The 26,317-nt window shown below is 46.1% G+C and carries 31 protein-coding genes and 1 pseudogene; 18 read left to right on the top strand and 14 right to left on the bottom strand.

Annotated features, from left to right (window positions below):
- Positions 1-49: 49 nt before the first annotated feature.
- Entirely contained in the window at positions 50-418 is a 369-nt protein-coding gene (locus tag P402_RS0109060) for a hypothetical protein (RefSeq protein WP_026828383.1), read from the bottom strand.
- 85 nt (positions 419-503) lie between these two features.
- On the opposite strand from P402_RS0109060, the gene P402_RS0109055 reads away from it, so the two are divergent.
- From P402_RS0109055 to P402_RS16390, 3 genes and pseudogenes are all read left to right on the top strand, one after another.
- Entirely contained in the window at positions 504-914 is a 411-nt protein-coding gene (locus P402_RS0109055; protein ID WP_026828382.1) for a MarR family winged helix-turn-helix transcriptional regulator, read from the top strand.
- Positions 895-1,242: a DUF3147 family protein gene (locus tag P402_RS0109050; RefSeq protein ID WP_026828381.1), complete on the top strand. Its 348-nt coding sequence runs from the start codon at positions 895-897 to the stop codon at positions 1,240-1,242. Before P402_RS0109055 ends, P402_RS0109050 begins: the two co-directional genes overlap by 20 nt.
- A gap of 256 nt (positions 1,243-1,498) precedes the next feature.
- Positions 1,499-1,708: pseudogene (locus tag P402_RS16390) on the top strand (IS200/IS605 family element RNA-guided endonuclease TnpB); the annotation flags it as partial.
- Positions 1,709-1,833: 125 nt separating this feature from the next.
- Here the strand turns inward: P402_RS16390 and P402_RS16385 are convergent.
- From P402_RS16385 to P402_RS0109020, 4 genes are all read right to left on the bottom strand, one after another.
- The gene (locus tag P402_RS16385; RefSeq protein WP_051525143.1) at positions 1,834-3,726 is read right to left on the bottom strand and encodes a DUF4084 domain-containing protein; all 1,893 of its coding nucleotides are present in this window, start codon (positions 3,724-3,726) and stop codon (positions 1,834-1,836) included.
- 187 nt (positions 3,727-3,913) lie between these two features.
- Entirely contained in the window at positions 3,914-6,184 is a 2,271-nt protein-coding gene (locus P402_RS16380; RefSeq protein ID WP_051525142.1) for a putative bifunctional diguanylate cyclase/phosphodiesterase, read from the bottom strand.
- Positions 6,185-6,425: 241 nt separating this feature from the next.
- Positions 6,426-7,304 (bottom strand): NAD-dependent epimerase/dehydratase family protein, encoded by an 879-nt coding sequence (locus P402_RS0109025; RefSeq protein WP_026828380.1) that lies wholly within the window; start codon positions 7,302-7,304, stop codon positions 6,426-6,428.
- A gap of 22 nt (positions 7,305-7,326) precedes the next feature.
- Complete coding sequence (locus P402_RS0109020; RefSeq protein ID WP_026828379.1) at positions 7,327-7,620, bottom strand: hypothetical protein; 294 nt, start codon at positions 7,618-7,620, stop codon at positions 7,327-7,329.
- A 150-nt stretch (positions 7,621-7,770) separates the two neighbouring features.
- Between P402_RS0109020 and P402_RS0109015 the strand changes: the two genes are divergently transcribed.
- Positions 7,771-8,418, top strand: coding sequence for a hypothetical protein (locus P402_RS0109015; protein ID WP_026828378.1), 648 nt, complete (start codon positions 7,771-7,773; stop codon positions 8,416-8,418).
- A gap of 41 nt (positions 8,419-8,459) precedes the next feature.
- Here the strand turns inward: P402_RS0109015 and P402_RS0109010 are convergent, their stop codons facing one another.
- Positions 8,460-8,948: a hypothetical protein gene (locus P402_RS0109010; protein ID WP_026828377.1), complete on the bottom strand. Its 489-nt coding sequence runs from the start codon at positions 8,946-8,948 to the stop codon at positions 8,460-8,462.
- On the bottom strand, positions 8,945-10,171 hold the full coding sequence (locus tag P402_RS0109005; protein ID WP_026828376.1) for an MFS transporter: 1,227 nt from the start codon (positions 10,169-10,171) through the stop codon (positions 8,945-8,947). The genes P402_RS0109010 and P402_RS0109005 overlap by 4 nt, the downstream gene beginning before the upstream one ends.
- Positions 10,172-10,396: 225 nt before the next feature.
- On the opposite strand from P402_RS0109005, the gene P402_RS0109000 reads away from it, so the two are divergent.
- The gene (locus P402_RS0109000) at positions 10,397-10,903 is read left to right on the top strand and encodes a GNAT family N-acetyltransferase (RefSeq protein WP_026828375.1); all 507 of its coding nucleotides are present in this window, start codon (positions 10,397-10,399) and stop codon (positions 10,901-10,903) included.
- 365 nt (positions 10,904-11,268) lie between these two features.
- Here P402_RS0109000 and P402_RS0108990 read toward each other — a convergent pair whose 3' ends face one another.
- The 4 genes from P402_RS0108990 to P402_RS0108975 all read right to left on the bottom strand — a co-directional run bounded on the left by P402_RS0108990 (position 11,269) and on the right by P402_RS0108975 (position 13,279).
- The gene (locus tag P402_RS0108990; protein WP_026828374.1) at positions 11,269-11,682 is read right to left on the bottom strand and encodes a hypothetical protein; all 414 of its coding nucleotides are present in this window, start codon (positions 11,680-11,682) and stop codon (positions 11,269-11,271) included.
- 200 nt (positions 11,683-11,882) lie between these two features.
- Complete coding sequence (locus P402_RS0108985; RefSeq protein ID WP_026828373.1) at positions 11,883-12,200, bottom strand: hypothetical protein; 318 nt, start codon at positions 12,198-12,200, stop codon at positions 11,883-11,885.
- A gap of 16 nt (positions 12,201-12,216) precedes the next feature.
- Positions 12,217-12,786, bottom strand: coding sequence for a hypothetical protein (locus tag P402_RS0108980; RefSeq protein ID WP_152538830.1), 570 nt, complete (start codon positions 12,784-12,786; stop codon positions 12,217-12,219).
- 22 nt (positions 12,787-12,808) lie between these two features.
- Positions 12,809-13,279 (bottom strand): GNAT family N-acetyltransferase, encoded by a 471-nt coding sequence (locus P402_RS0108975; protein WP_026828371.1) that lies wholly within the window; start codon positions 13,277-13,279, stop codon positions 12,809-12,811.
- 160 nt (positions 13,280-13,439) lie between these two features.
- On the opposite strand from P402_RS0108975, the gene P402_RS0108970 reads away from it, so the two are divergent.
- The 6 genes from P402_RS0108970 (at position 13,440) to P402_RS0108940 (ending at position 17,171) form a co-directional block, all read left to right on the top strand.
- Positions 13,440-13,877 (top strand): NUDIX domain-containing protein, encoded by a 438-nt coding sequence (locus tag P402_RS0108970; RefSeq protein ID WP_026828370.1) that lies wholly within the window; start codon positions 13,440-13,442, stop codon positions 13,875-13,877.
- Positions 13,878-13,891: 14 nt separating this feature from the next.
- Positions 13,892-14,356: a GNAT family N-acetyltransferase gene (locus P402_RS0108965; RefSeq protein ID WP_026828369.1), complete on the top strand. Its 465-nt coding sequence runs from the start codon at positions 13,892-13,894 to the stop codon at positions 14,354-14,356.
- A gap of 248 nt (positions 14,357-14,604) precedes the next feature.
- Positions 14,605-14,979 (top strand): YciI family protein, encoded by a 375-nt coding sequence (locus P402_RS0108955; protein ID WP_026828368.1) that lies wholly within the window; start codon positions 14,605-14,607, stop codon positions 14,977-14,979.
- Between the two features lie 107 nt (positions 14,980-15,086).
- Positions 15,087-15,791: an ABC transporter ATP-binding protein gene (locus P402_RS0108950; RefSeq protein WP_026828367.1), complete on the top strand. Its 705-nt coding sequence runs from the start codon at positions 15,087-15,089 to the stop codon at positions 15,789-15,791.
- Complete coding sequence (locus P402_RS0108945) at positions 15,788-16,561, top strand: ABC transporter permease (RefSeq protein WP_026828366.1); 774 nt, start codon at positions 15,788-15,790, stop codon at positions 16,559-16,561. The genes P402_RS0108950 and P402_RS0108945 overlap by 4 nt, the downstream gene beginning before the upstream one ends.
- A gap of 289 nt (positions 16,562-16,850) precedes the next feature.
- Positions 16,851-17,171, top strand: a complete 321-nt coding sequence (locus P402_RS0108940) for a hypothetical protein (protein WP_026828365.1) — start codon at positions 16,851-16,853, stop codon at positions 17,169-17,171.
- 10 nt (positions 17,172-17,181) lie between these two features.
- On the opposite strand, the gene P402_RS0108935 is transcribed toward P402_RS0108940, so the two are convergent.
- Complete coding sequence (locus P402_RS0108935) at positions 17,182-17,529, bottom strand: hypothetical protein (protein WP_026828364.1); 348 nt, start codon at positions 17,527-17,529, stop codon at positions 17,182-17,184.
- A 116-nt stretch (positions 17,530-17,645) separates the two neighbouring features.
- Here P402_RS0108935 and P402_RS0108930 point away from each other — a divergent pair, with 116 nt between their 5' ends.
- The 3 genes from P402_RS0108930 to P402_RS0108920 all read left to right on the top strand — a co-directional run bounded on the left by P402_RS0108930 (position 17,646) and on the right by P402_RS0108920 (position 19,515).
- Complete coding sequence (locus P402_RS0108930) at positions 17,646-17,948, top strand: putative quinol monooxygenase (RefSeq protein ID WP_026828363.1); 303 nt, start codon at positions 17,646-17,648, stop codon at positions 17,946-17,948.
- Between the two features lie 61 nt (positions 17,949-18,009).
- Positions 18,010-18,447, top strand: coding sequence for a hypothetical protein (locus P402_RS0108925; RefSeq protein WP_026828362.1), 438 nt, complete (start codon positions 18,010-18,012; stop codon positions 18,445-18,447).
- Positions 18,448-18,552: 105 nt separating this feature from the next.
- Complete coding sequence (locus P402_RS0108920) at positions 18,553-19,515, top strand: DMT family transporter (RefSeq protein ID WP_081776632.1); 963 nt, start codon at positions 18,553-18,555, stop codon at positions 19,513-19,515.
- Between the two features lie 39 nt (positions 19,516-19,554).
- Here P402_RS0108920 and P402_RS0108915 read toward each other — a convergent pair whose 3' ends face one another.
- Positions 19,555-23,265: an ABC transporter permease gene (locus tag P402_RS0108915; RefSeq protein ID WP_026828360.1), complete on the bottom strand. Its 3,711-nt coding sequence runs from the start codon at positions 23,263-23,265 to the stop codon at positions 19,555-19,557.
- A 335-nt stretch (positions 23,266-23,600) separates the two neighbouring features.
- On the opposite strand from P402_RS0108915, the gene P402_RS17005 reads away from it, so the two are divergent.
- From P402_RS17005 to P402_RS0108890, 4 genes are read left to right on the top strand one after another with little or no spacing between them, the layout of a single operon-like run.
- Positions 23,601-23,741 (top strand): hypothetical protein, encoded by a 141-nt coding sequence (locus P402_RS17005; RefSeq protein ID WP_160168612.1) that lies wholly within the window; start codon positions 23,601-23,603, stop codon positions 23,739-23,741.
- 36 nt (positions 23,742-23,777) lie between these two features.
- The gene (locus P402_RS0108900; protein WP_026828359.1) at positions 23,778-24,254 is read left to right on the top strand and encodes a hypothetical protein; all 477 of its coding nucleotides are present in this window, start codon (positions 23,778-23,780) and stop codon (positions 24,252-24,254) included.
- A 14-nt stretch (positions 24,255-24,268) separates the two neighbouring features.
- The gene (locus P402_RS0108895) at positions 24,269-24,811 is read left to right on the top strand and encodes a nucleotidyltransferase family protein (protein ID WP_026828358.1); all 543 of its coding nucleotides are present in this window, start codon (positions 24,269-24,271) and stop codon (positions 24,809-24,811) included.
- A gap of 33 nt (positions 24,812-24,844) precedes the next feature.
- The gene (locus tag P402_RS0108890; RefSeq protein ID WP_026828357.1) at positions 24,845-25,210 is read left to right on the top strand and encodes a hypothetical protein; all 366 of its coding nucleotides are present in this window, start codon (positions 24,845-24,847) and stop codon (positions 25,208-25,210) included.
- A gap of 110 nt (positions 25,211-25,320) precedes the next feature.
- Here the strand turns inward: P402_RS0108890 and P402_RS0108885 are convergent, their stop codons facing one another.
- Positions 25,321-26,205 (bottom strand): helix-turn-helix transcriptional regulator, encoded by an 885-nt coding sequence (locus P402_RS0108885; RefSeq protein ID WP_034769880.1) that lies wholly within the window; start codon positions 26,203-26,205, stop codon positions 25,321-25,323.
- Between the last annotated feature and the right edge of the window lie 112 nt (positions 26,206-26,317).

Genomic DNA, 26,317 nt, shown 5'->3' with positions numbered 1-26,317 from the left:
TAAGGTTCAATGGGACGGTCGTCTCGAACAGAGAAGGATTTCGCACCCATCAGCCTTCCGGAATGGCCGTATACCGGTAAGCGGTCGTTCCTTTGAAAACAAACAGCACACCGGTCGCGTCTTCACTCCGGTATAACTTCGTTCCGGATTGCCAGTCTGTCGCCGATTGGTCCGTCAACGGTTGTTTGGCGGTAAGTTGTTTCGTGACAGTCGAAAAGGAAATCACGTTCTTTTTTTTGATTGTCGCATCTTTTCCGTCGAGCCGATACACCCGGTCGTCTGCCCGGATTAAATCAGCCGCCGGATCTTGACGGGCTTCCGTCGCAATTGAATCTGTCGTCGAAGTCGTTGTGTCAGTCGTACATCCTGCTGTAAAGAATAGACTGCTCATGACGAACAGTGTGATTCGTTTTTTCATGGTCTGTCCTCGCTTTCCTGACTGTTTATTTATGTCGTAATTTACGATATAATCGGATGTAACGATATAAAAGGGAGTGAACGAGATGTCAGCGATTCATGAAGACTTTGCCCGGTTGTACTATCATCTGCATCCGAAATGGACGGCAAATCTGTCGCATCAAAGTGTCCGGATCTTGCAAACGATTCAAATGACAGGCGCCATTACAGTGAAGGAGATTGCAGCCCGGTTTAATTTGTCTCCGAATACCGCGTCGGAGCATGTGAAAAAGTTAGAAGGGCTTGGGTATGTCGTCAAACAACGGTCATCTGTCGACCAGCGTGTCGTTCAAGTCAGTTTGACGCGTGAAGGACGGACAGCCGTCAAAACGCATACCGAACTCGACGCAAAACGTGTCGAGCATGTTTTAAACCAATTATCTCCTGCAGAACAACACATGATTCAAACGGCATTTCAGCTGTTTCGGGAGGCGACCGATGACTGCTTTTCTGATTAAAATCTTTACCAGTGCCGTCATCATCGGTTTTGTCACGGAATTGGCCCGACGTTCCCCGACGTACGGCGGGGTGATTGCGGCCCTGCCGCTCGTCAGTCTGATCAGTCTCATTTGGCTCGTCCGGCAAGGCCAATCAAAAATGGAAGTGACGGCGTTTGTCAAAAGTGTCCTGTACGGCTTACCGGCGACGTTTCTTCTGTTGTTGGTATTGTATCTACTTTTGAGTCGAGGTGGATCACTTTTACTTAGCATAGTGTGCGCTGGAGCGTGTTGGTGGATGTTTTGGACCGTACAGCAACAACTCACTCAGCTGTGGAGTCGACTTTGATAACGAAGTAATTAACTTTTGCCGATCTATTTTCAAGTATAGATCAAGTCCTTTGAAGAACGATACGATTATGAAAATCTACATAATATCATTGAGGACATGAATGTGATTTTTTTCTCCGGACGAACGAGAAGCGACATCTTTTGAAAGATGGAGTAAACGAATTGTCAGTAGTCCAGTTAACATGTGGAGAAATCATTCCTCTGTTATTAAATAAGTTCTTTTAATTAGAGTCATGAAAAATGATTTTATCAAAATTAGGCGATTCATCTTCAACCACTTCCTGGCGAAGTGGGATGAAATGCACAAGACCACTGGAAAAGGGCTGTCTTTCGGTTCTTGTTCCAAAGAAATTCCTTTGTTGAAGCAGGAGTTCGACTGGTTGAAGGAAGTGGATAGTACATCTGTTCAGATCAGCGTCAAACACCTTGCCGATGCGTTTGACCGCTTCTTCAAGAAGCAGAACGCATTTTAGCTTCTTCAACCGTCGGGACGACGGGGTTAGCCTGATCAGGTTTCGACCAGGTCGGATAACTCAGGAATCCTCCACCTCTAAGTGAAGCGTAGGTGGAGGTAGTTCAAGAGGATTACTTACTTTTCTAACTCATGGAGTGAGGAATACAAAGTGTAAGCTCCCTTTAGGCTTTTTTTCTTAGAAGCATACATCGCAATATCTGCATGTTTCATCAATTCTCGAAATGAATTTGAATCCATTGGAAAGGACGATACACCAAGACTTGGAGGACAATGAATGGTATGTCCTTGAATGTTGTAAGGATCTTGAAGACGAGTTACTAACATGCTTGCTAACTCCTGCAAATTTGAATCAGATTCGATATTTTCCGCAATTAAAGTAAATTCATCTCCACCTTGTCTTGCGATCATCGTAAAAGATTCGGACATATTAAGCAGACGCTGAGCAACAGCTGTAAGAAGTTGATCACCTACGTCATGCCCTAAAGAATCGTTCACACGTTTAAATTGATTTAAATCCATGAAAAATAATGAAATGTTTTGATTCGCGTTGATATTGGTTTGAGTATTAATCAATTCATGTATTTTTTCCTCAAAAGCAATCCGGTTGTTAAGTCCGGTTAGGGCATCATGGTAGGCCAAATAGTTAACTTTCTTCTCGTTTTCCTTGTTGGTTGTAATGTCTTTCCCGATGCCAAAGATGCCGACCAGTTTGTCACGAACGATGATCGGAATGTTTGTGATATGCATGTATGCTTTATTTCCATTATGACCGTTAACGATTGTTTCATAACTCCGGGGATGGCCAATAAATACTTGTTTGAGCTCAAAAGTGACACGGTCACGATCAAGGGGATCGACGTATAATAAACTGTTTTTACCGAGTATTTTTTCATTTGTTACACCAAGCAGGGTGCTACAAGCTTTATTGGCACTTTCGAACCGACCAGTAAGATCAGTGGAATACACAGGATCCGGGTGATATTCAAATAACGATTTATAGCGTTCTTCACTCATTTCTAACTCCTGCGTCTTGCGGTAGTATTGTTTGACCAGACGCTGATTTTCCAAAATCATGAGTACTTGTCTGACAATCACTAAGACAATTGATAGACCCGATCCGATGGTGACTGAATCCATTCCGGTCGAGTGTAAGCCCATGAAAAGAAATAGAATCAGGACACCTCCATACGGGGTCAACAGCTGAAAAATATTCATTTGGGCAATCAGCACTTCGGACTCTACTGGCGTTTTGGAAGAGGAATGAAGTAATCCCGACAATCCGAGTATCATCATGACGACAATGAATAACGGATCAATGAAACTTCCGGAAAAATAGGCACCAATCGACAACAAATAGAGGTAAACGGAGTCGGCGATTGCCTGGACTAATAAAGCTGCAAATACAAGTAGTGTCGAAAGATTTTGGTGTTGTTTTGTCGCACTGAAAAAAAGAAAAGCGGTTGCTAAAAGCATTCCTAAATCGCCAATCGGATACGCCAACGAAACGACCAACTCATTCATGCTGATATCGTGTGAATCCAGAATGGGCGCAATTAAAAAGTGCCAAGAAAATGTCGAGGCGACTACTAAAACAATTAAAACATCAAACAGGAAGGGTACGCGCTCTTGCTTTTTTGTTTGATGAAAGACTTTGTACAGCAGGGCACTTAAAATAAAAACAACCTGTAACAGATAAAAAACATCGGTCAGACCCGGAGAAGGTACTGCCCTTAAAAAGATACTCTCTGTAATGAACCAGATAATCTCTGCAATCAGGTAACAGCATGTTGCGATTGTCAGTAGAATCCAAAATGTTTTATCTGTACCTTTCGATTTTTTGACTGTGGACGAGAGCCAAACGAAGGCGATGAAGATTCCGAAAACAGAAAAAAGATTTCCACCGAATGCTTGAATATAGAAGTCATCATTCCAAGCTAAAATCCATATATAATAGAAGAAGAGATAAAAAAACGTAATGGATAAAGGCCATCGTAATGATTTAAGCATATATCATCTATACTCCTTTTTTTGTGATTTATTCATTATACATGCTTACCTCATGGTTCTAGCAGGTAATTATGGTTTAGGGGAATGAAAATTCGTTTACATAAGAAAACTTTTAACTATGTCGCTTTCTGCGTCTTTTAAACAAGAAACAGACGAATCATTGTGATCGTCTGTTTTCGGTGCAACCTCAGTGATGACTGATTTGCGTTAAAACTATTGTTTCGTGAACGGGAAGCAAGGCCATAAATGCTTGTGCTTCTACGGGCGGTGAGAAGAAGTACCCTTGTCCAATCGGACAGCCGTATTGTTGCAAGATTTTTTTCTGTTGCAAGGTTTCAATCCCTTCCGCGACAATCGATAATTTTAAATTCATACCTAGCTCAATAATGGTTTTGACGATTGGAGAAGAGGAATCCTCCTCTAGTCGATCGACAAAGGATTTATCAATTTTCAGCGTATCGATCGGCAGCTGCTCCAATACGTTCAGTGAAGAATATCCTGTACCGAAGTCATCAATCGACGTTTCGACACCCAGTCGAGCAAGGTCTTGGAGGATGGAAATACTTTCCTCAATATCCTGAACAATACTTTCGGTGATTTCTAATTCCAACCACTGAGCATCCAGGCCTGTTTCCTCTAAAATCGTTTCCACTTTCTCACTGAAAAGAGGATTCTGAAATTGAAGTGACGAAACATTTACTGATAGCAGAAGTGGCGTGAAGCCTGACATTTGGAGTTTTTTATTATACATACAAGCCGTACGCAACACCCATTCACCGATTTCATTGATCAATCCGGACTCTTCTGCGATTGGGATGAATTCAGCAGGTGAGATGAATCCGAAGTCCGGATGTTTCCATCGTATCAATGCTTCCATACCTACGATGTTTTCGGTCGATAAATGTACTTTCGGTTGATAATACACTTCAAATTGATTTGATTGTAGTGCATTTCGCAAATGGGTCTCCATTTCCAAATGCTGTGCTAGTCGTGAAGTGAACGAAGTATCATAAAAAGTATACAGATGATGCGTTCTATTTTGTGAATGATACAAGGCTTCGCTTGCTAATCTTTGAAGCTCTTCTAGATCGTCACTGTGGACAGGAAATAAACTAATTCCAATTCGGGGGACCAGGCTGATCTCATGGTATTCAATTTTCATAGTGGTCCGTAAAAAAGCAATCATCTCGTTACATCGTTCATGAAGCGTTTCTACTTTTTCGTAAGGAAGTAGCACAGTGAATTCATTTTCGCTCGTCCGAAATACACGGACCCCTTTCGGAAGGATGACGGATAATCGGCTATTCATGACTTGTATGATTTGATTTCCCACATGATAACCAAAGGCATCCATGAATTGTTTAAATCGATCCAAATGAACCACTACAACTGCAATCGATGTGTTGGGATATTGCTTAAGTTCAGGGGTCGACCGGATGAAATCCGCCTGGTTACCAATACCAGTTAAACGATCCCGATATGCGACATCCTCAAGTTCCGTCAACAGGCGCTTATTTTTTATTAAAACGATCGTTTGTCGAATCAAGATGAGTATAAAAATGGTAAACCATCCGATACTCAAAGCATTTAGATGCCATTCATACGATTTAATCATTAAAAAAGATAAAAGAAGAATACTCGTATAAGGAAGTAAAAATTCTCGTCTAAAAAAAGGTCTTTTAACTTTTAAAGTATACTGCGATTGGGTAGATGCATAGTGAAGGCCTGTAAATCCGATGAACAATAAAGCAAGTGTCCACATGAAATCCACCAGCTTACCGGCTTCATAGGTATTCTCGATGGTGAGTTGAGCAAAAATCACATCTCCGATCACCTGTAGAAATAATCCGATAACGAGAAAAATCAAAGTATGGTTCTTGCGATCAAATGGTATTAAATAACCGACAGTCACAATAAAAAATAAAATACCTAAATCGGCAAATTGAAACAATATAGTGATGGCGTTTAACCAAAAAGACTCTTTTTGCAGATGATAAAGCGGATGAAGTAAGTAGAAATAACTAATTGAACTCGCCGCCACCATATAGATGGCCATATTAAAGAAGTACGTCGTGTTTGCTAAAATGGTGCTATCCTTACGTAATTTAAAAATCAAAGCACTGAAATAAAGAAAGTAAGCACAAATCCAAAGTACTGACGAAAAAACGGGCGTTTGAACGGTGTGAGAACGTAACATAATTACTATCCAAATGAATGTCCCGAACGCTGAAAAAAATGTTCCTCCAGAGAGAAATAGCCAAAAGGGTTGGTCCTTCTTTGCTGCACGTCGGAATATCTTAAACAGCCAATAAGTACTTAACAATCCAACCGTTAATTGAATACTATTTAAATTTAACACGCGCTTCCAGGACGGTCCTTCAAATATAAATAAGTGAAATCCGAATGATAAAAAAACAAAAATAAGACTTAAAAAAGATATGAATTTCAAGTTTCTCAAATTAAAACCTCCTCTAAGCTGTTGATAAGACACCTGTAGTTCAATAGTATATCGGCTTTTTGAGGGATTATTTCGATATTGTAATTCAAATAAACCTGAAGAATCATTTTTATAGATATAAAAGCGGGGCATCAAAAATAAAAAGACACTGATCACAAAGATCATGTCTTTTTATTTAATAGGTACTGCAGGAATAAAAAAATGACAGGAGCCATTTAAATGAAGCAGACGTGAGCTTGTTTCATACAGGAGATTGAAACATATAAACCAACCTGTCCATCGTTTCTTCAAACGAACGAACCGGCCGGTAACCGAGGGCAACGATTTTGTCGTTCGAATAGGTCGGATGCTCCGCTATCCGGTTCGGGATGCGATACGGCTTGCCCGACGCTTCGATCAGACGCATGCGAAAGTCGGTTTCCGGAATGTTGGCGTCGACCGCATGAAAGACGTCACCGGATTTCCCACGCGTGAGGACGAGGTACACCATCGCGGCCAGATTATCGGCATGAACCCAGTTCACGACATCATCCGGATGGACCCAAGTCACGATCTCCGCCTCCTGCATCCGTTTGACTTGGCGGTCGCCCCAGTAGGAATGGTGTTCGGCACAGATGGCGCCGGACCGTAGAATGCGGACATCAAGTCCGTGCGCTGCATACTGGTTCAAAATGCGTTCCGAGCGGATTTTTGTCTCGATGTACGGTGCCGGATGGTCAACGGCGAGCGGCGACGACTCCGTCAACTGACCGTCCGCTGGTTCTCCGTAGACGGATGTCGTCGAGATATGGATGATGTGTGCACCCGTTTCATGTGCCACAGCTGCCAAGTGCTCGACGCCAACCACGTTGGCTTGATGCGCAAGGACCGGGTCCTCTCCAAGATAGGCGGCACAATGGATCACCCAGTCAATCTTCTCCATCGCTTGTCTAAGCGACGCTCGATCGGTAAGGTCACCGAGGACCGGTGTGAAACCCAGTTGCTCCACGAAAACAAGCTGATCGGGATTCCGGATCAAGCCGCGGACTTCGAGTGCTTCCGGCACAAGTCGTCTTGCGACACGCGCGCCGACCGTCCCGGTGACGCCGGTCACCAAAATGCGTTTTCCTGTCAGTTTCAAATCATCGACCTTCTTTCTTCTATCAATTGACCCGCTCGATCGTTGCGACGAGCGGTTGTTTGTCTTTCCGGTATTCGAACCGGATGATGTCCCCCGGTTTTAAGACGGATACGGGATTGGTCCGACCGTCAATCTTCGTCTGATCGTCAATCGTGACTTCGATCAAGGTATACGAAGCTTCCGGATCCTGCTCCTCAGGACCGAGCGAAAGCTGATTGCCTTGGATTTCTTCGATCACATATTCCTCATTGGAACAGCCGGATAAAACGCAGACTATGAACAGACCCAGAATCAGTAAACGAATGGTGCGGCGCATGTCTTCACCACGCTTTCATCAAAAGTATTCAGAGAAAAACGGATTATTTTCATTGTAGGGATATTAAAAGAAATACGAAAGAAAAATATGGATGAATTTAGTCAATTGAACAATCAGGATGGTAGTATTAGGGAAAAAGGAGGGGGTAACATGAGCGCATTTGCTAAAAAGCTACTGATTCTTTTTGGTGTCATGGTCGTGATGGCAGGTCTGGTTGTTTTTCTGTATGTCCAGTCCATGGAACCGGACGAACCGGAAGCAGATCGAGTCGTACGTGAGACGAAATCATACATCGCGAAGCACTTTCAACAGGCTGAAGTAGCGGGTGTCTTCTACGACTCAACGGGCAGGTACTCCGAGTTTGATTATGCCGTGCAACTGAATGACTTAAAGACAAATATAGATTTTTTCGTGTATGTCGATCAGCAGACAAAGCAGGTTACGGATACCTACTTGTCTGAACAGTGGTCGCAGACACTGACGGAAAAGATCCGTCCGCTTGTCGAAACGATTTTCGGTCAAGGGACCGCATACAAGGCAGTGTATTATCAAGACGCTGTCCAACAATTGAAGCTGGATCCATCATCGTCAAGCGAGTATGAGAAAGCAAAAATCCCACCGTTCATTACGATTACACTGCAGCGGGACCGGTTACCGACGGAAGAAAAAAATCTGACGCGGCTGGCAACGGCTATAAAGAAAAAGAAGTTACTCCGGCACGGAAATCTGACCACGGAATACATCAATGAAAAAGGAATTCTGCGGGAAGATGAGATAGGGTTTAATACATACTTTTAACAAGAGCGGACGACCTGGAGTGTCAGGTCGTCCGCTCTTGTTCAGTTTCCAGTTACCAGGCTTTGAAGGTAAACGATTCCCATGAACAAAATCCAGACGCCAATCGGAATTTCTAGACTCATCAAGGCTTGCGTCAGCCGGTATGAAGCTCGTTTGTTTTGTAAGTAACGATCTGTCACGAAAAACAGGAGTGCTGCAGCTAAGCTGAGGATACCGGCGTAAGGATTAAATATCAGGAAAAAAACAGATCCGAATGCCAGATGCAACACACCCGAAACAACGAAATCAGCTTTTTGATGTTTAGTGATCCGTCGGCTGATGATCTCACTGAGAAGTGACGTTATCCCGCCGTAAATCAGGATGAACGGAAAACTGTACATCAGATAGGCCGGAATAGTAATTATAACACTTGATAGATACTGCCAAATCGAGTTGGCAGGAGCGCTCGTCGGATCCGGAACGAACAGACCGAACAAAATGGCAAAGATCGCGCCGGAGATCGAAGCCGCAATTACTTTCCGGTAAATCATACGATATGTCTCCCTTCTTGCTCCTGTACATATTTCGCTTCCCGCACCGGAAACAACAGACCGACTCCGATAATCAGCGCGCATCCGATAAAGATGGCCGGTAATCCGAGGGTCGCAACAAACGACATCGTTCCGAGAATGATTAAGTCGAACGCGGAATCGACGAGATTGAGCAACGAGAGCGTCGTCGCCCGGCTGCCGGACGGGATGTGTTCGTTGATGATACCGGAATAAAGCGGTTGGCGGATTGATCGAAGCATCCGCAGGACAAAAAAGAGCACTAAGGCAATCCACAAGCTGTCAAACAGGAAACTGGCCAGTGAAACAGCAAGCAGTGTGACGACGCCGGATAGTTGCATCAACGTCGTCCGTTTAAACTGGAGCAACAGCCAGGCGAGATGTCGGGTGATCAGCATGCTGAGTAGAGCGGCGCTTGCGTACAAAACGCCGAGCCATGCAACCGGAAGTCCGGCTCCCGTCACGTACGGTTGCTCAAATTTGCCGAAAATCACGACAGACGGAATCAACACAATCGTGAAGTTGAGAAAGACTTTAATCAAATCCGGGGACTTACGGATAATCTGCCAACCGTTTTTGACATGGGTATACGGGTTGTCCCGGAACTGATCAAATGATTTAGGGTTGATCAGACTGAAGATCAACAAGAATTCGATGATTTTGAAGAGAATTCCGATGAGTATCAGAAATTGGAACTGGCTTTCCGCCAAATCGCGGACGAGATAGGCGCCAATCAGGCTGGTGAAAATCGTGACGGAGAACATGACAGACGAGATCTTTGCCATGACCTGACTCATCGTCTTTTCTTGACCACTTTCCTTTAAGGATTCGTAAATCAGGGCATCGCCTGAACCGGAAAAGAAGGACGTTGATAATCCCCACAGCAGTCCCTGAATCGAAAACCACCAAAGGTCATCCGCAATCAGCAACAGACTGGTTGAGAAAATACTGATCAGGCTGCCGGTTAAAAACGACGCTTTTGGTCCGAAGCGGTCGGCAAAGGCACCGGTCGGGATTTCCGATACTAACGTGGCGGCACAATACATGAAGAGGATGATCAGAATGTCTGATGCCGACAAGCCGCGCTGGAAATAAAATAAGGTGATGACCGGATCGAGGAGATTGATCGTGCCGAACAAGGTGATGAAATAAAACACACGAACATTATGGGTAGCTAGATTATGATGATTTCGTTTGATGAACATGCTGTTTCCTAACTTGACCTGTAGTGATGAATCGGTGATAAACTGTATCTTATATGATTATAATGATAATATATGGAATTTTAAAGGGGTAATTAGGAGTTTGAAAAGGAATAAGAAGTAAGATCACGAATACAAGACATAAATCAATGCGAGTCCCGGGTCAGTCGTTTCATCAAAAGGAAGAATGGACAACCTACCATTAAATCTTCATGAAGAGGAGTCAGTATGAGAATTCAGTTAAAAGCTTGTACAGCAGGCGATACCGATGAGTTATACGCATTTGAATGTGACAACCGGCGTTATTTCGAGCAGTCGATTCCGTCACGTGGAGATGACTACTATGTGCCTGACATTTTTCGGGAACGGCATGCGGCTCTCTTGCAGGAGCAAAAGGACGGTAGTTCCGTCTTTTTCTTGATCAAGAACGAAACTGGTTCGATTCTTGGCCGAATCAATCTTGTTGACCGGAGTCCGATCGATAAAAGTGCGCAACTCGGTTACCGGATTGGGCAATTACATACTGGAAAAGGGATTGCGAAAGAGGCGGTTCGATTATTGCTTAAGCACTGTCAGAAGCTTGAAATCGATAAAGTCGAAGCAAAAACGACGGACGGGAACTTAGCCTCGCAAAAAGTCTTGACGCATAGCGGATTCCGACGAGTAAATAAAGAAGAAGAAGTGGTGTTACACGGTCAACGGATGAGGCTGATTCATTATATTTGGGCGCGGTAAATCGTTTACTACGTATTTGAGAAGGAGAGATGAACATGCTAACATAAATCATTTTGAATTTTTTCAAGCGTATTTCTAAGCGATACGGCATTAAGGTTCGTGTTATTTGGAAAATTGTTTGTATTGGTCCTGATCTACTGGGCGATGGCTAAGTTTTCAAGGCGGAGTCTTGGGATTGGCGCAGAATGCTGTCATTGATGCCTCGATTCTACTTTACTATCCACTCGAACTGGCGGCTTTATTATTGGCAATCTTTGCTTTTCAAAAACGGCAGTCCCAAGGATGAAAAAGCGAAATTAATACATACCCTCGAAATATTCAAGTGACTCCAGTGTATATTCTGGAGTCATTTTTTATGTGTGAATTCAGGGGATGCTACGTTTTCTACGTTGGAGTTCGAAGGAAAATAAAAAGTAAAGGAACGCCGATACTCCAGCGAGCAATACAAAATTGAGATCACTAAAAGTATAATTGCCTTCATGGTCAAGAAACAGCAAGAAAAGAGCAATCATGCAGCCGAAAACGACGTATACTATGGCTTTCAGCAAAAAAATATTCCGATTAGTGGAAAAGAACGGAGCGATTCGTTTCACAAAAAAGTCGGCTAGGATTCCCGAAATTAAAATGACTGGGAAAGAAGAAAGGGTGTAGAATAAAAAAATCGAAAAATAGAGATCATCATCCAGAGCCTCTAAGGCTGAGCGAATGTAAGAAATCGAGATAATCAGACCTGAAGTTACGATAGCGGTCAGTCCGGCGGCAATCAGTTTATTGAACATAGGGAAGTCTCCTTATCTTATATAGGATGCCGCCAAGTTCGTTCGATTAGGCGAGATGCGATGAAGTAAAGCAAGGCCGAAGATCCAGCATTCAACAAAGAAATCGGAATTTCAAAATCATCTTTCGTGAGTGTCAGGATCAAAAACATAGCGATAGTAACACCCGATATCATGCCGAACGTTTCCAGAGTTAAAGGCTGTTAAATAATTGAATTTGAAAGTGTCAGAATCAAAAACATTCCAATTAAAACGCCCGACAGTCCATACAAAACAGCCAGAACGAAAAACCGAAGCCGGGAGGGAAGATGTTTTAACCTGTTTCGGATTAATACATCCGTCAAAAAACCGGAAATCAAAATGATCGGCAGAGCATAAATCAAATACAGAATGAAGATTCCACTCGCTGATGTGTACATCGTGTCACCGGCTCGTTCCGACACGGGTGTATAGGAGCAGTAGGTTAAAATACCGGAAACCAAAACGGAGGTTAAAATTACAGCAATAATTTTTCGAAACATAATGAGTCTCCTTTTTTCAACTGATTTCACCGTTCCGTCCGCAATGGAATTCAATCGTTGGTATGTGTCCCGTGACGATGCCATCCATCGTATAGTAACCGCCGAGACTGATTTCATACGTTTGATTAGCATCGATGCGCGTCGCTGTATAACCTTTTTGAATCCATTTTCCTTTCGTCCGGGATTCGGACGTTACCGAAACCGTATCCGCACAGAGATGACGTCCGGCACTTTGACTGTAGGCGGTCGTGATATCCGGTCGGACATTAATTTCACTTGCCGATTCCTCCTTTACCGCCTGTTTCTCGTTTGATGTCAAAGAAATCTGGAACGTACTCCGCTTCTCCGCGATTTTTCTGAATTCCTCGACCGGACGCCAGTCTTCATCCCGAAAGGCATAGATCGGGGCTAACTCCAGCTCACCATCCGGATGACGTTGATTCACGGATTCAATCACGATCTCGTATTGTTGATACCACTCATTTTTTTGCTCCGTCGTCGGTCCGTTTGTCTCAGCAATCGCGTCCGGTGACAACGGAACGAGCAGCGCAAGGGACAATAAAGCAGTAGATATTGTTTTTTTCATCGACATTTGTATTCTCCTTTTTTCATGCCATGACTTTTTGATAATGGATCAGCGTTGCTTTGTCGTTCAGCGGTTTCCGGACACCGGTTTCGACGTAACCCATCTTTTCGTACAATAAACACGTCTTCGTCTCTTCAAGCAGACTGGACAGTTCCCATGTCTTAGCCCGCGGATAACGGGCTTCCGCGAGCAGCATGGCTTGTTTGGCAAATCCGTTACCTTGGGCCTCCGGTGCCAGAAACAGCGGACTGATCCGGAAATGGACGTCTTCTTTCCAGCGAATACAGATTGCGCCAACGAGCTGTCCGTCCGCGATGATTTTTAGGAACGTGCTCGTCGGATGATGAATCCGTGCGTAGACCCGGTCAATCGTTTCATTGGCAGGGTTCGTGTCGTAATCTTGATATTTCTTAAGCAAGGGACTGAACGCTGAGACTTGCAGTTCAAATAAAGCAAGAGCATCGCTGTCGGTTGCCGGTTCCAAATGAATCATCCTAATCCTCCTTTTTTAACGTAATGGAATTATTTTACCATAAGGTCATTCACATGGAATTATTTTTCCTTTTTTATGGAGGACTGTCCCTGCCTGAAAAAGACTATGGTATAGTAGATAAGTTAAAAAATACCATCTATTGATCTAAGGGGGAACGAACATGACACGCCAAAAGAATATCGTCTATAACGTCTTATTAAACGAGACACGGGATCAGGTCCTGATGGTCAAAAATATCGGACCGTCTTATTCGTATTACACGTTGCCCGGGGGAACAGTCGAAGCGGGGGAGACGTTACCGGAAGCAGCCGTCCGGGAAGCGAAGGAAGAAACCGGATATGACGTTGCGGTCGGGGAACTGTTACACGTCAGCGAAGCGTTTTTTCCGCAAGTCGATGAACATTGTCTGTTCTTCTTTTTCCAGTCGGAGATTCGCGGGGGCGAAATTGGCACGATTTTTCCGGATGAAATCGAAGAGATTTCGTGGGTGACGATTGCCGACGCCGTTCAGTTCATGAATCTGTCGAAAGAATACGAACAGATTCTGACGACGCAACAGACGGTCCCGTACGTCTTCAATGGACAAATCACACACTGAGCGGAGGGGTACACATGCAGATTGTCGAGACAACGGACCTGGATACATTAGCTAGGCTGAATCGCTACGTCCATGAGCCGCACGTCGCGCAGCAGCCGGACTTCTTTAAACCGTACGACTTTGCGACGGTCCGGGCATTTTTTGCGAAAATCGTCGGAACCGGGAACCATCAGTTTTTGATTGCCGAACTCGACGGAGAAGCGATCGGCTACGTCTGGATCGAATACCTGCGCCGTCCGGAAAGTGCCTTTCAGTTTGCCCATTCGAAAGCCCGCGTTCATCATCTCTGTATCGTCGATGACAAACAGCAGCAAGGGTTTGGCCGTCAGTTGTTGCTTGAAGTGGAACGTCGCGCACTCGAACAGGACATACATAAAATCGATCTCGACTACTGGATGAGCAACGATGGGGTCGATGTCTTCTACGAACGGCTCGGCTTTGAAAAGATGCGCCAAGTCGTCGCAAAATCGTTTAATTAAGAAAGAAGGAAGTATGAATGGATTATACAGACTTGAATTTCATTTTTGGTTTGCTGCGCATAGCAGTTCTCGTCATGGCGATCCCGTCAATGGTGTACGCGTTGTATCTGTTGCGGAAGATTGCTAATAAATAAGCGACACCTTGTTTCCTCGACGGAGACAAGGTGTTTTGTATTACATCCATTAAAAACAGGGTAGTTAAATAATGAACGACGTGTCAGGAAAGCCTTGGAACTAGGAGGGATCAGATGTTATTTCTATTCATCGGTTATTACGATGCAGAAAAGATGAATCAGTCCTCGCAACAAGAGCTCGATGCCGTCATGGAACGGTGTAATCCACCGCTCGAGACCTTTTTTACGAAGCTCAACGTTTTGTATGAATGGCATCCGGGAGCCGAAACGAAACGGGCCCGGCTTTTCGACGGTCAGATTCAGCATCAGGACGGACCGGACCCGGACAAAACGGAACAGATCGGCAGTCTGATCGTGTTTGAAGCGGATGATATGGAACAGGCGGTCGACTTGGCATTGCTTCATCCGACGACCCAGTTACCGGAAGCACAGAAGTACGGCTGGCGGATGGAAGTGCGGCCGCTGATTGATCCGAAAGAAGCAAAATAGACGGTTTATGAACATACAGCGCATCGGTGCGTTGTATGTTTTTGTGATTTTCGGGTATACCTGTTTCATAACTATCAACAGAAACCAGAAAGTCAGGTGAAGCAGACGTGTCGATCATTACCTTTGAAGACGTGCAGTACAAACACATACTCCGTGGCATCTCGGGTGCGTTTACGGAAGGGAAAATCACGACGCTCGTCGGACCAAGCGGTGCCGGCAAATCGACGTGCTTAAAACAAATCAACGGACTGATTTCCCCGGGCAGCGGACGGATTCGTTACCGCGGCGAGGACTTGGAACAGATGAACCTTGTCGAACTGCGGAAACAAATCGGGATGGCGTTTCAAAGTGCGCCGATGTTGCCGGGGTCCGTCCTGGATAATCTCAGTTTGCCGAAAACGATTTTCCACGAGACCTTGGTACCGGACGAAGCAAAGCGACTGCTGGAACAAGTCGACCTCCATGTCGACTTAAAGCAGCCGGTCAAAGAGTTGTCAGGCGGTGAACGGAGCCGGCTTGCGATTGCCCGGACGCTCGTCAATCGACCGGATGTCTTGTTGCTCGACGAAATCACGGCCAGTCTTGATTTTCGGATGGTCAAGGAAATCGAACAGCTGATTCAGCGCCTGCAACGCGAGCTTCAGGTGACCGTCATCTGGATCACGCATGATCTCGATCAGGCACGCCGGGTCAGTGAAGAGGTCTGGTTCTTAAAAGACGGTCAATTGCTTGAGCAGGGGGACGTTTCGTTGCTTGAGCCGGACGGAGCACGTTCGGACATTCAGGCGTTCCTAAAGGGGGAATTGTCATGAGTTACGTCCAACTGGCAACTTCCCTGATTTTCATCGCGATACCACTGATTCTCGCCTTTACGCTGAAACTTGGGCTTGAAAAAGATATCTTAATTGCGACCGTCCGCTCGATCATTCAACTGCTGATCATCGGGTATATCCTGACATTCGTTTTTGAGAGCGACAGTCCGATTTACATCCTGTTGATGATTCTGTTGATGATTGGTGCCGCGACGCTGAACGTCATCCGCAAGGGCGACGGCATCCCGGAGATCCAGTGGATTGTTCTCGCGACGCTGATTTCGGTCGAAGTCCTGACGATGGGACTGATGCTCGGACTGAACATCATTCCGTTTGAAGCCCAGCAAGTCATCCCGATCAGCGGGATGGTCATCGGGAACTGTATGATTCTGTCACTGTTATTTCTCAATAAGTTCAAGGACGAGGTCGAACGCAGCGACGAAGTGATTGAATTGATTTTATCCCTCGGCGGTGATACGAAAACGGCGATTGATACGAGTCTGAAAGGCGCGATCCGGACGAGTATGATTCCGACGATTGAAGCGCAAAAGACGATGGGCCTCGTCCAACTGCCGGGCATGATGAGCGGTCTGATCATCGGCGGGGCCGATCCGATGGAAGCCGTTCTGTATCAACTGCTGATTTTATTCCTGTTGCTGACGACAGCAGCGGCGTCGGCTGTCCTCGTCGGATACATGTCGTACCGGAAATTGTTTAATGAGAAATCACAGTTCATCGGTCTGACGTACCGAAAAGACACGCGCAACTAATTTGAATTTGGAAACAGCCCTTGAGATACTCAGCGGGCTGTTTTGTTGGATTTAAAAACACCGGTATACCGGTGTTTTCTGATTTGCGACAAGACGCAAACACGAGAATTTAGTTGAAGAATTAAGGCAATAACGAACAAGCCGTGCATCCGATTCCCTAAAAGGGAGTGGATTCACGGCTTGTTTAAAAGGATTCCTGTCCATCTCGGTCTTTATTCAAAAAGCAGGAAATCTTTAATGAACAGCGAATTCTGTCTACAGAGAACAAAACGGAAACGGGGCGTTCGAAATGCGAAAGACGGTACTGGCACTACTCTTATTAGGAATGATCGGCGGCATCGGTTGGTTTTTTCTTGAGCAGGAACAGGATGAGACGTTTGAACAAATCGTACGGGCCCGGGTGACGAAACACGTCGCCGAGCAATATGGCAAAGAGACAATCATTGCGGTCCGGTCCGCTTATGACAAGACGGCTTCTTCGAAAGAAGCGAGGCATCAGGTTGCCGTTCAATTGAAAACCGATCCGCGAGGCGAGTACCAGGTCTTTCGACTGGCCAAACAACAAGTCGTTTTCATCGGACGAACCCGCTCGTTGCCGGAACGGGAATAAGCTGAACGCGTCAGTCTTCCTGCGTCCGTAAACGCAAGTAGGAAACAAGCGTCGGGACAGCGAGCGCCAACGCGACAGCTGTTGCGAGCGGAATCGGGACCGTCTTCCATGCGAAGAACGTCACGATAGCCGCCAAAATGAGCAAACTCCGAAGCAGATTTGAGGCGGGTCGTGCAGCAGGCACATCCTGATCCGGTACCATGTATGCCATCCGGTACTGGAAGTAGAAGTGGATCAACAGTCCAAGTTGGATGACCAGCAGAAAAGTCGAATCGGATTGTTCGAAAAAGATGGCGTAAATCGTCATCATCATGACAAGCAGATACAAACCGGTCGTGATAAGCAGACGTTTTTTCAAGAAAGCATCCTCCTTTTCTTATGTAAGCTATTCTTTGTATACGTATTTTTCTACTAAATGTTCCCAGAAACCTTATTTAAACAATCGATCATCACGTCATGAGAGGGGAAAAGAAAATGTACTATGGATTATGGACAAAGTTTACGACGCAAGCCGGTGAGGGACAACGATTGGTAGACTTACTGTTAGAGGCAGCAACTTCCTTACGGGATGTCTCGGATTGTAAGCAGTATGTCGTCAGCACGACTGAAGAATCCGATACCGTAATAGTCCGGGAGATTTGGACGGACCAAGCGGCACATACAGCGTCATTGCAACTGCCGGCGACGAGACAGTTGATTGAACAGGCGCGACCGATTCTGTTACATGTCGAACGGGTGCTTGAAGATCAGCCGCATGGGGGCAAAGGATTGGTATAATTTTTCCAAAAAGAGGGAACCCTTATAGTCAATACACGTATTATCGTCATGAGGTGAGAAAATGAACAAACAAGAACGGATTCAGACCATACAAACCATTCGCAAGCAAATGCAACCGAGACGGATTCTGTCGGTCGTTTTTACCGGCGGTGCTTATTCGGCAACTCACTTTTTTGACCAATCCATTTGGTCGATTTTGGTGTTCCTCTGCGCACTGGTGATTTCCGGCGTGATGTTAAGTCGCGAAAGTTTCGAAATCAGCCGAGTGTCAGACTCGACACGTGCCAAACGATTGATTCGACTCCGGTCCATCATGGGTTTTGGCATCATTTCACTCATGCTGCTCCTGATCATCACTACAGAACGGAGAGGTGATACGGACATGTCACTGCTTTACGTGGCAGGTTTCATGCTGCTTGGGATTGGAATCGAAACCATCATCGAGAACCGGATCCGTCGAGCCGATCCGGAACAGCCGATGAGCAAAGAATACCGCTAACTAAATACATTTTGTTGGAAAAGCATCCGTAGCATTCGGATGCTTTTTCTTGTGTTCAACTGACGGTATAAGCAGGCAAATCGCTTTCCTGTCCGCCTCTGGCATATGATAGGAACGATTCGTACAAAAGGAGGGCTTCTTATTCTTGCCATTATCATTGGATTAATCATCGGGATCCTCGTTCCCGTTCAAACGAGTGTCAACACACGCTTACGCGGCATTGTCGGCTCGCCGTTCCTTGCCTCTCTGCTATCGTTCAGCATCGGGACGGTTTTTTTGATCGTACTGACGCTGTTCGTTGAACAGAATTTCCGTCTGAATCCGGGTGTCTGGTCGGAACCCGGCTGGATTTGGATCGGCGGCGTGCTCGGTGTCATTTTCTTGACTGGGAACATTCTGTTGTTTCCGCGAATCGGCGGTGTCCAGACAGTCATTATGCCGATTTTCGGTCAGGTCTTAATGGGCCTGTTGATTGACAACTTCGGTTGGTTTTCGACCGCCGTCACACCACTGTCGTCGACGCGACTACTCGGCGCTGGATTTGTGCTGCTCGGTGTCGTCGGTACCGTTGCACTCGGTGACTGGCTTACAAAACGCCGGCATCCGGAACAAGCGAAGCCGGTCGATCCAACGATCTACGGCTGGCGGATCATGGGTGTCGTCATGGGGATGATGAGTGCCGCTCAAGCCGCGATCAACGGCCACCTCGGAGTTGTACTCGATTCCGCCATTAAAGCAGCATTGATTTCCTTTATCGTCGGTACGGTGACCTTGTTGCTTGTCAATCTAATCGTCCGGACGAAGTGGCAGTTTGACCGGTCACTCCCGACACCATGGTGGATTTGGATCGGCGGCTTGATCGGTGCTTTGTTCATCGCCGGGAATGCCGTCATCGTGCCGCTGGTCGGAGCGGGTGCCGCTGTCGTTATCGTGACGATCGGTCTGTTGACCGGCAGTCTGTTAATTGACCGGTTCGGATTGTTTGGCGCAGCGAAAGCGCCAGTCACAGGTGTTCAACTGGTCAGCCTCGGGCTGATGATTGTCGGCATCGTGCTGATCCGGCTCTAATCAAAAATGCTCCCTTCCAATGACGGAAGAGAGCATTTTTTAGTCCAGTTCGACTTTGACGGTTGTTGGTTTCGGGAACGCTTCACTTGACGCATACATGACGAAAACAGACTGATCATCCGGTACTTCATAAACAAAATCGACTCGCGAACGAAACGGAGGATAATACTGGAATCCACTTTTCCACGCTTTTTCATTTCGGTTGACGTAATCGATTTGTTCATACTCGGTTCCGTCCGGTGCTTGCAGCGTGAACGTATTCGGACGGTAATTCACGGAACTTCCGTCATAATCGTAATACGTATCCTGAAAAATCAACGGCAACGTGACCAATTGGTAACCGCTCCGCGGTTTTAATTTCAACTCTTTCGGTGGATTCGGCAACAGGCTATCGACATGAAACACTGCTTTTTTCTGAAGCGGATCACCGGGATAGGTCTTGACGACACCTTTATTCATCATCTGTTTGACGGCTTGTTCTTCTTGATCCGTCAAAGCCTTTGCTACCGGAGGCAATTCGATTTTGACGGTGACCGTTCTCGGGAACGCACTATCTGATGCATACAGAACCAATACTTTTTCGTCTTCCGGTACTTGATAGACGAGATCGACGCGTGATTTTTCAGGCGGAAAATACTGATAACTGAATTTCCAGGCTTTTTCATTATGATTGACATAATCAACCGACAAATATTCCTTTCCATCAGGAGCGGTCATCGCATAGGTGCTTGGCCGATAGATGGACTTGGCACCTTTTATTGAGGAATCCTGATTATCCTGCATAATCGCCGGAACCGTTACAAAACGGTAACCGGGTTTTTCTTTTAAATCGAGCTCTTTTGGTGTCTCGATCAGCGGATCGACATAAAAGAACTGATTATTGATCCGTTCGCCGCCTGGAGTCGTCTGCACCATACCTTTTTTCATCAGCTTCTTGATTTTTTTGTCGGTTTCCGACTGAGAAACGGCCGCTGTTTTCTTCGACTCGGTCTGTTTTAAATCAGCGATTTTCGTACCGGTCGTTTGAACGGCAAACGATTTATCCTGCGTCTGTTTTGGTGCTTGCGTGATGTCTTCGTTTGCAGCAAACAGGAACAGGCTGGAGACGCCAGCGGCTAAGACGACGCCGATCGTGCCAAGGGCCAGTTTAAAACGGCGTTCCGTCGCCTGGGTATTGACGGAGACACTGCCGATCGCTGCATTCGGCGTAATCCGGACGGCCCGTTGTGCCGGCAACAGCGCACCGAGCACTCCGGTCACGACCGGGATGAACAGCATCACACTGAGGAACAACAGCTCATTGACCGGGAACTGGTTATAGACGTATCCAATCATGGCGAGCGCAAGTAAGAGACCGATGACACCGGCGAATAACCCGGTCAACATGCCTTCCGTCAGGACAAGCAGCCGGATCCAGCCGTCGCGCCAACCGGTTGCTTTTAAGACGGCGAGTTGCGGTTTCCGCTCATTGACGTTTTGCCACATGATTTCCGTTGTCGTCAGGATTGCGATCAAGAGGGCGACCGCCATCGCGACGTAATGCATCGTCCCGACTTCAAGCGCGACGTACTCGCCGAGCCAGGTCGCATACAAGACACCTTTCAGTCGGAACGTCACGAACAGGAAGAAGATGAACAGACTGGTCGGCAGGGCAATCGCGACGATTGACAGCAACGTCCGTTGCCAGTACGTGAACAGCTGATTAAGACTCATCCCGAAAACGGACTGGGAGCGGACGAAACGGCGACCTTTTGAGACTTCACCGGAGCGCATGCTTTCAAACGCCTGGATGCGGCGGATCAGAGCCATCGGGACGAGCGTGCCGCCCCAGTAAATCAACAGACCGGCGAGTCCGATCGACAGAATCCGCACGAGAGCGATCGGATGATCCGTCGTCAGCCAGAACGAACCGAGGATCGTCCAGGAAATCAGGGCGACAAACGTTCCGAGCAATGTTGCCTCTAAAAACAGCAGCTTCGACAACTGACGCGGACGCCAACCGAGCGACAGTAAAATCGCAAACTCTTTTTTGCGGGCATAGAGCAAGATGATGTTCGAGCTGAAGACATAAACGAGCGCGACCGCAATCACACTCGCGATGACACCGCTCATGCCGACTTTCGCCTCTTGAAAAATCGCCATCGAGGAACCGAGTTTGATCCATGGTTGCTGAACCCAACCTAAAGCCGATTCATTTTTTAAGCCGGGCAGATAGGTCAGGGCGAGTTGCGGCGAGGACCCGAGTGTCACATCGGTAATCAGTCCCGTCTTGTCTTCAATCTCTTGAGCGACAGCCTGCAATTTTTTTTCGCTCGTCGCATTCATCGTTTCGACCCCTTTGACGTTGATCCGGATGGCCGAGATGGCTTTGTCGCCGCGGAGCTTGAACGCCGCATCCAGTGTCGTCAACATCGACGGCGGTTTCGTCAGGAAGTCATACGGATCATTTGTCGGCTTGACGTCACGGATGGGATTAACGGGTCGTTCGTTTTTGTCCATGACCCATTGGGCCTTCGCCGGGAAGTACGTCTCCATCGGAAGCTCAGTCAATGGATCCTTCGAAATGTTCAGTTTTTGTGGATCGAACACACCGATGAACTTTAAATTCATCTTCGGTACGGAATTTAAATTGATAGACGTATCTCCAAACGACCGGACTTTTCGGTACATCGTTCGTTTGGCCAATTGAACATCTTCCGGCACTTCCTGTGGTGTGACCTGATAGGCAAACGGCCATCGTGTAGCGAACGGACTCGCGAGCGCCTGGTATTCGACGGAGGAGGGCTTCAAGTACATCCAGTCGAAGCTTCCAGCTGGTTTAGACGGAACCGTGCCTTTTAAGATGTCGTTGACCAGTTTTTTAGAGGTTTCATTTGTCGTAATCTTATAGACTTTCGCAGGTTGGACCGGAAGCGTCTTCAGATACGATTTCCCGCCTTTTTTCATAATGTCTTGGACGGTCTCGGTCATCGAATCATTAACTAAGGGAACATCGACTTTTTCGTAGCGATACTTCCGGTAGGCATCGACGTATTCATGACTGTTTAAAATCAACGGGATGTTCCATACATCATCTCCGTTGTCTGTCGCGATATCGTCTTTTGTGAAATAGCGGCTGTGTGTCGCTTTTTTCGTCGCTTGATCGAGACCGACGAGCCGGGCTTCTGCTTCTGGATCGATTCCGGCGAGCATCGTTGCGCTACCGAACTCCATGAGTGGTTGTTTTCCCAACTCTTGCGGCGAAAGATCACGATTCAGGCCATCGCTTTCGGAAGGAGACCATCCGGCACCTAAAAAGTAAGAGTTCGTCTGTTGTTCTTGCTGTAAACCGGTATCCTGAACATCTTGAATCGTGACTTTATAGATGCCTTGCTCTTTAAAATCGTATGTCCCAATCTGGGCATCCGCATAATAATTCCCGATCATCGCGATCGGAGCCGCGACTTCAATATCGTTTATCTGTTCAATCGTCTTGTACTGTTTCATTGTGATGCCGCCGTCGAGACCGCTCATATAGTTTGGCTCAAGCAGCTTCAAGTCTTCCGTTACACTGCGGCTGTCCGGCGGCCGGACGACGATGTCGTAAGACGAGCCCCAGCGCTTTTGCAGTTCATCAACGACGGTACCGTTGTTCGCCTGCGTCGTCCCAATCAGATAACTGAGTCCGGTGCTGACAATCAGGACACCGACGAGGAGCAGGATGAACCGCTCCTTGTTACGCCACCAGGAATTCCAGATGAATTTAAGCATCAGCCGTTCCTCCAATCATCCTTTGACTAGAAAAAAACGAAACAACAGGTTCAATAAATGATGGTTCATTCATTCGGATGACGATTGGATTTTTACGTACATCGCTCATCACAGTTCCTCCCTTAAAAGTTGTGTGACATATTTTTCATGTGAAAATGATTATTTTACCATTATATACAATTAAAGAACCTTTTTGGTTCAGGATGGATATAATTATCTAAAAATTCCATCAATTTATTTTTACGAATCGTCCGGAATGACTGCTTAATTTGGTTAAAGGACATCCGGTAAATGGAAGCGAATAGGATATAAGTAGCGGATTTCTAAAAGGAGGAATGGCGATAATCATGATCGGTATATTTGCCGTGATTGCTGTAGGAATGACGATTTTAGCGGCACGACGCGGTTACCGGGAACGGTCTTTGGGCGATCGTGCGTATACGTCAAACGATCACGAACTGGATATCCATCATTGAAATGACCCGCCGTCCTGGTAAGGGGAGGAAATATCCATGAAAAATAAACAGGAGCGGACCCGGTTCATTCAGGAGGCAAAACGGCGTCTGATGAAACAACGCATATTGAGTGCGCTATTGTACGGAACAAGTATTGTCCTGATTGTCGCCAATCGCGAGGCTTACTGGCCGTTCGCCGTTCTCATCATTGCGCTGGTCCTGATTGCCCGTCTGCACTCAAAAGAAGTCAACCGGGATATGGCGCTGACACCGAACACGGCAATGAAGCGGATCATCCAGATCCAGTACGTAATTGATTACTGTTTCATCGTATTGGTCGGTCTTTTTCTGCCGGTCGTATTAAATCTGAGTCTGCCGTTCTTCACCAGTATCGGTGTTTATCTGTTGCTCGCCGTTGTGCTTTTACTGACGGATACGGTTCTTGAACGCCGCGGAAAAGTACTCGATCCCGAGCATCCGACGAAAAAAGAGTTGCGGACCTATCCGAAGACGTGGAAGAAGCTGAAGACTTAAATGGGGGCATAGCAATGCAGGAAACAAACGAAATTCACCATGCATTACGCGAAAATGAAACACTGCGCGAACAGTTAATCCTCGTCGACCGGCTCGGACTGCCGGATGCCTGGATTTGCGCTGGTTACATCCGGTCGTTGATTTGGGGACTGACTTTGACGGATGAACAGGACATTGATGTCGTCTATTACGACGCGACCGATAGATCGGAAGCGACGGAAAAACAGTACGAAGAGCAATTGAAATCTTGGCAACCGTTGCCGTGGTCCGTTAAAAATCAGGCGCGGATGCATCTGAAAAACGAGTTACCGCCGTATCAATCGACCTGTGACGCGATCGCGCATTTTCCGGAGACGGTGACGGCGATTGCAGCGAAGTTAACAGACGGACAGTTCCAGTTGTATCTGGCCTACGGCGTAGCCGATTTACATACCCGAACGATTCGCCCGACCCCGCTGTTCTCAAAAGGATTACCGCGTCATATCATCTTTCAAAAACGAGTTACCGACAAACGATGGGACAAGCGGTCTGATTTACGGATCGTCGACCAGTTTTAAAAAATCAGGACCAACTATCAAAGGAGGGTACAGATGAATTTTCGGAAGATGCTTGTTGCCGGTCTCGGTGCCATACTGATTTTTTATCAGTTCCGGGAACCACCGGCCCCTGACTATAAAAAGAAATTTAATGAATCCATTGAGACCGTGATCAAACTGGAAAACGAGGAACTCGTTCGGCAGAATCACGATCCGATTATCCGAAAAGAAACGGGAATTGAAGTCAGTGATGACGGGGACTGGATTGAACTGTACCATGATGCACCTCTGCAGGGAGATAAAAAAAGTGTTTACCAAAAGCAGGGTGACCGGTACGTCCGGGTGACGGATAGAAAGACGGTGTCCGATCAACTCGACAAGGCAAAAACGACGTATCTCGAGAATTTGGGAATCAAATGAAAGGAATTATCATGAGTTATCAAAAAATGCTTATGCCGGAACGCTAAATCGGTATAAGCATTTTTTGTTGCCTTGCTGTTAGTGCATCTGAATGAAAAATTTACTTGAATTCAAACGCGATGGGAGGAAAAAGCAGCATGCGCTTTTCTAAATTCAGAAGGTGTCATTTGTTTGACTTGTTTAAATTTTTTGATGAAGTAGCTGAAATGGTCAAACCCGGTCATCAATGCGATATCAAGAACAAGATAATCGGTCTCGCGTAACAAGATGGCAGCTTGTTCACACCGATACTGATTCAAATAATGGAGCGGTGAAACCCCAATCACGCTTTTAAAATACCGTGAAAAATAGGAAGTGTTCATTTGGACGATTCCTGCTAAATCCTCCATCGTGATTTTAGTGGCATACTGTTCCGTGATATACGTCAGGATTTTTTGAATGTTTGCTTGTTTCCGCTTCATTTCAGGTTGAACCGGCTCAAACACATCCTCTTTAAACAGCACATAAAGAAGTTGGAAAAGAATCGTTTTGACATGGAATAACTTTAATTGATTCGCTTCCTCGTAGTGCTGAATGATTTCTTGAATGTACGTCCGTAGTTGAAGACGAACTGCTTCAGGCAGTTCGTGTACGGAACGAAAGCGGACTTTGTTTGAAATCAAGGGTCGGATGTAATGTGTTTGGATGGCATCCGGATAATCAAAGCCAAACATCTTCGGGTGAAAAACGATTGCGTGATGAAAAGACGAACCGGACGCTGATAATTGATGTAAATCCTCGGCATTGATCAGTGCGATATCCCCCGCCTGTAAAAGATGGACCTCCGAATCAAGGGCAAGAACCAGTTCGCCCGCCTCGACAAAAATCAGTTCAATCTCTTTATGCCAATGAAAACCGACATGATAACCATTCGGTTTTTGTTTACTGTAAATATGTAACGGAAAATCCAATGTCCCATGAATTGAAGTCTCGCGCAACTCTTGCTGAAGATGCATCCTAATTTCTCCTTTGTCAAAAATGTGCTATTTATTATTCATTTTTGTACAAGAATATTGCTTTCGAAAACGGCTACACTACTTCTTGTAAGGGTTTTCAACAAGGGGTGTG

The sequence above is a fragment of the Exiguobacterium sibiricum 7-3 genome, from assembly GCF_000620865.1.
GTDB classification, from domain to species: Bacteria; Bacillota; Bacilli; order Exiguobacteriales; family Exiguobacteriaceae; genus Exiguobacterium_A; species Exiguobacterium_A sibiricum_A.
Note: the sequence above shows the minus strand (reverse complement) of the source record. Positions and strands in the feature narration are given on the sequence as shown.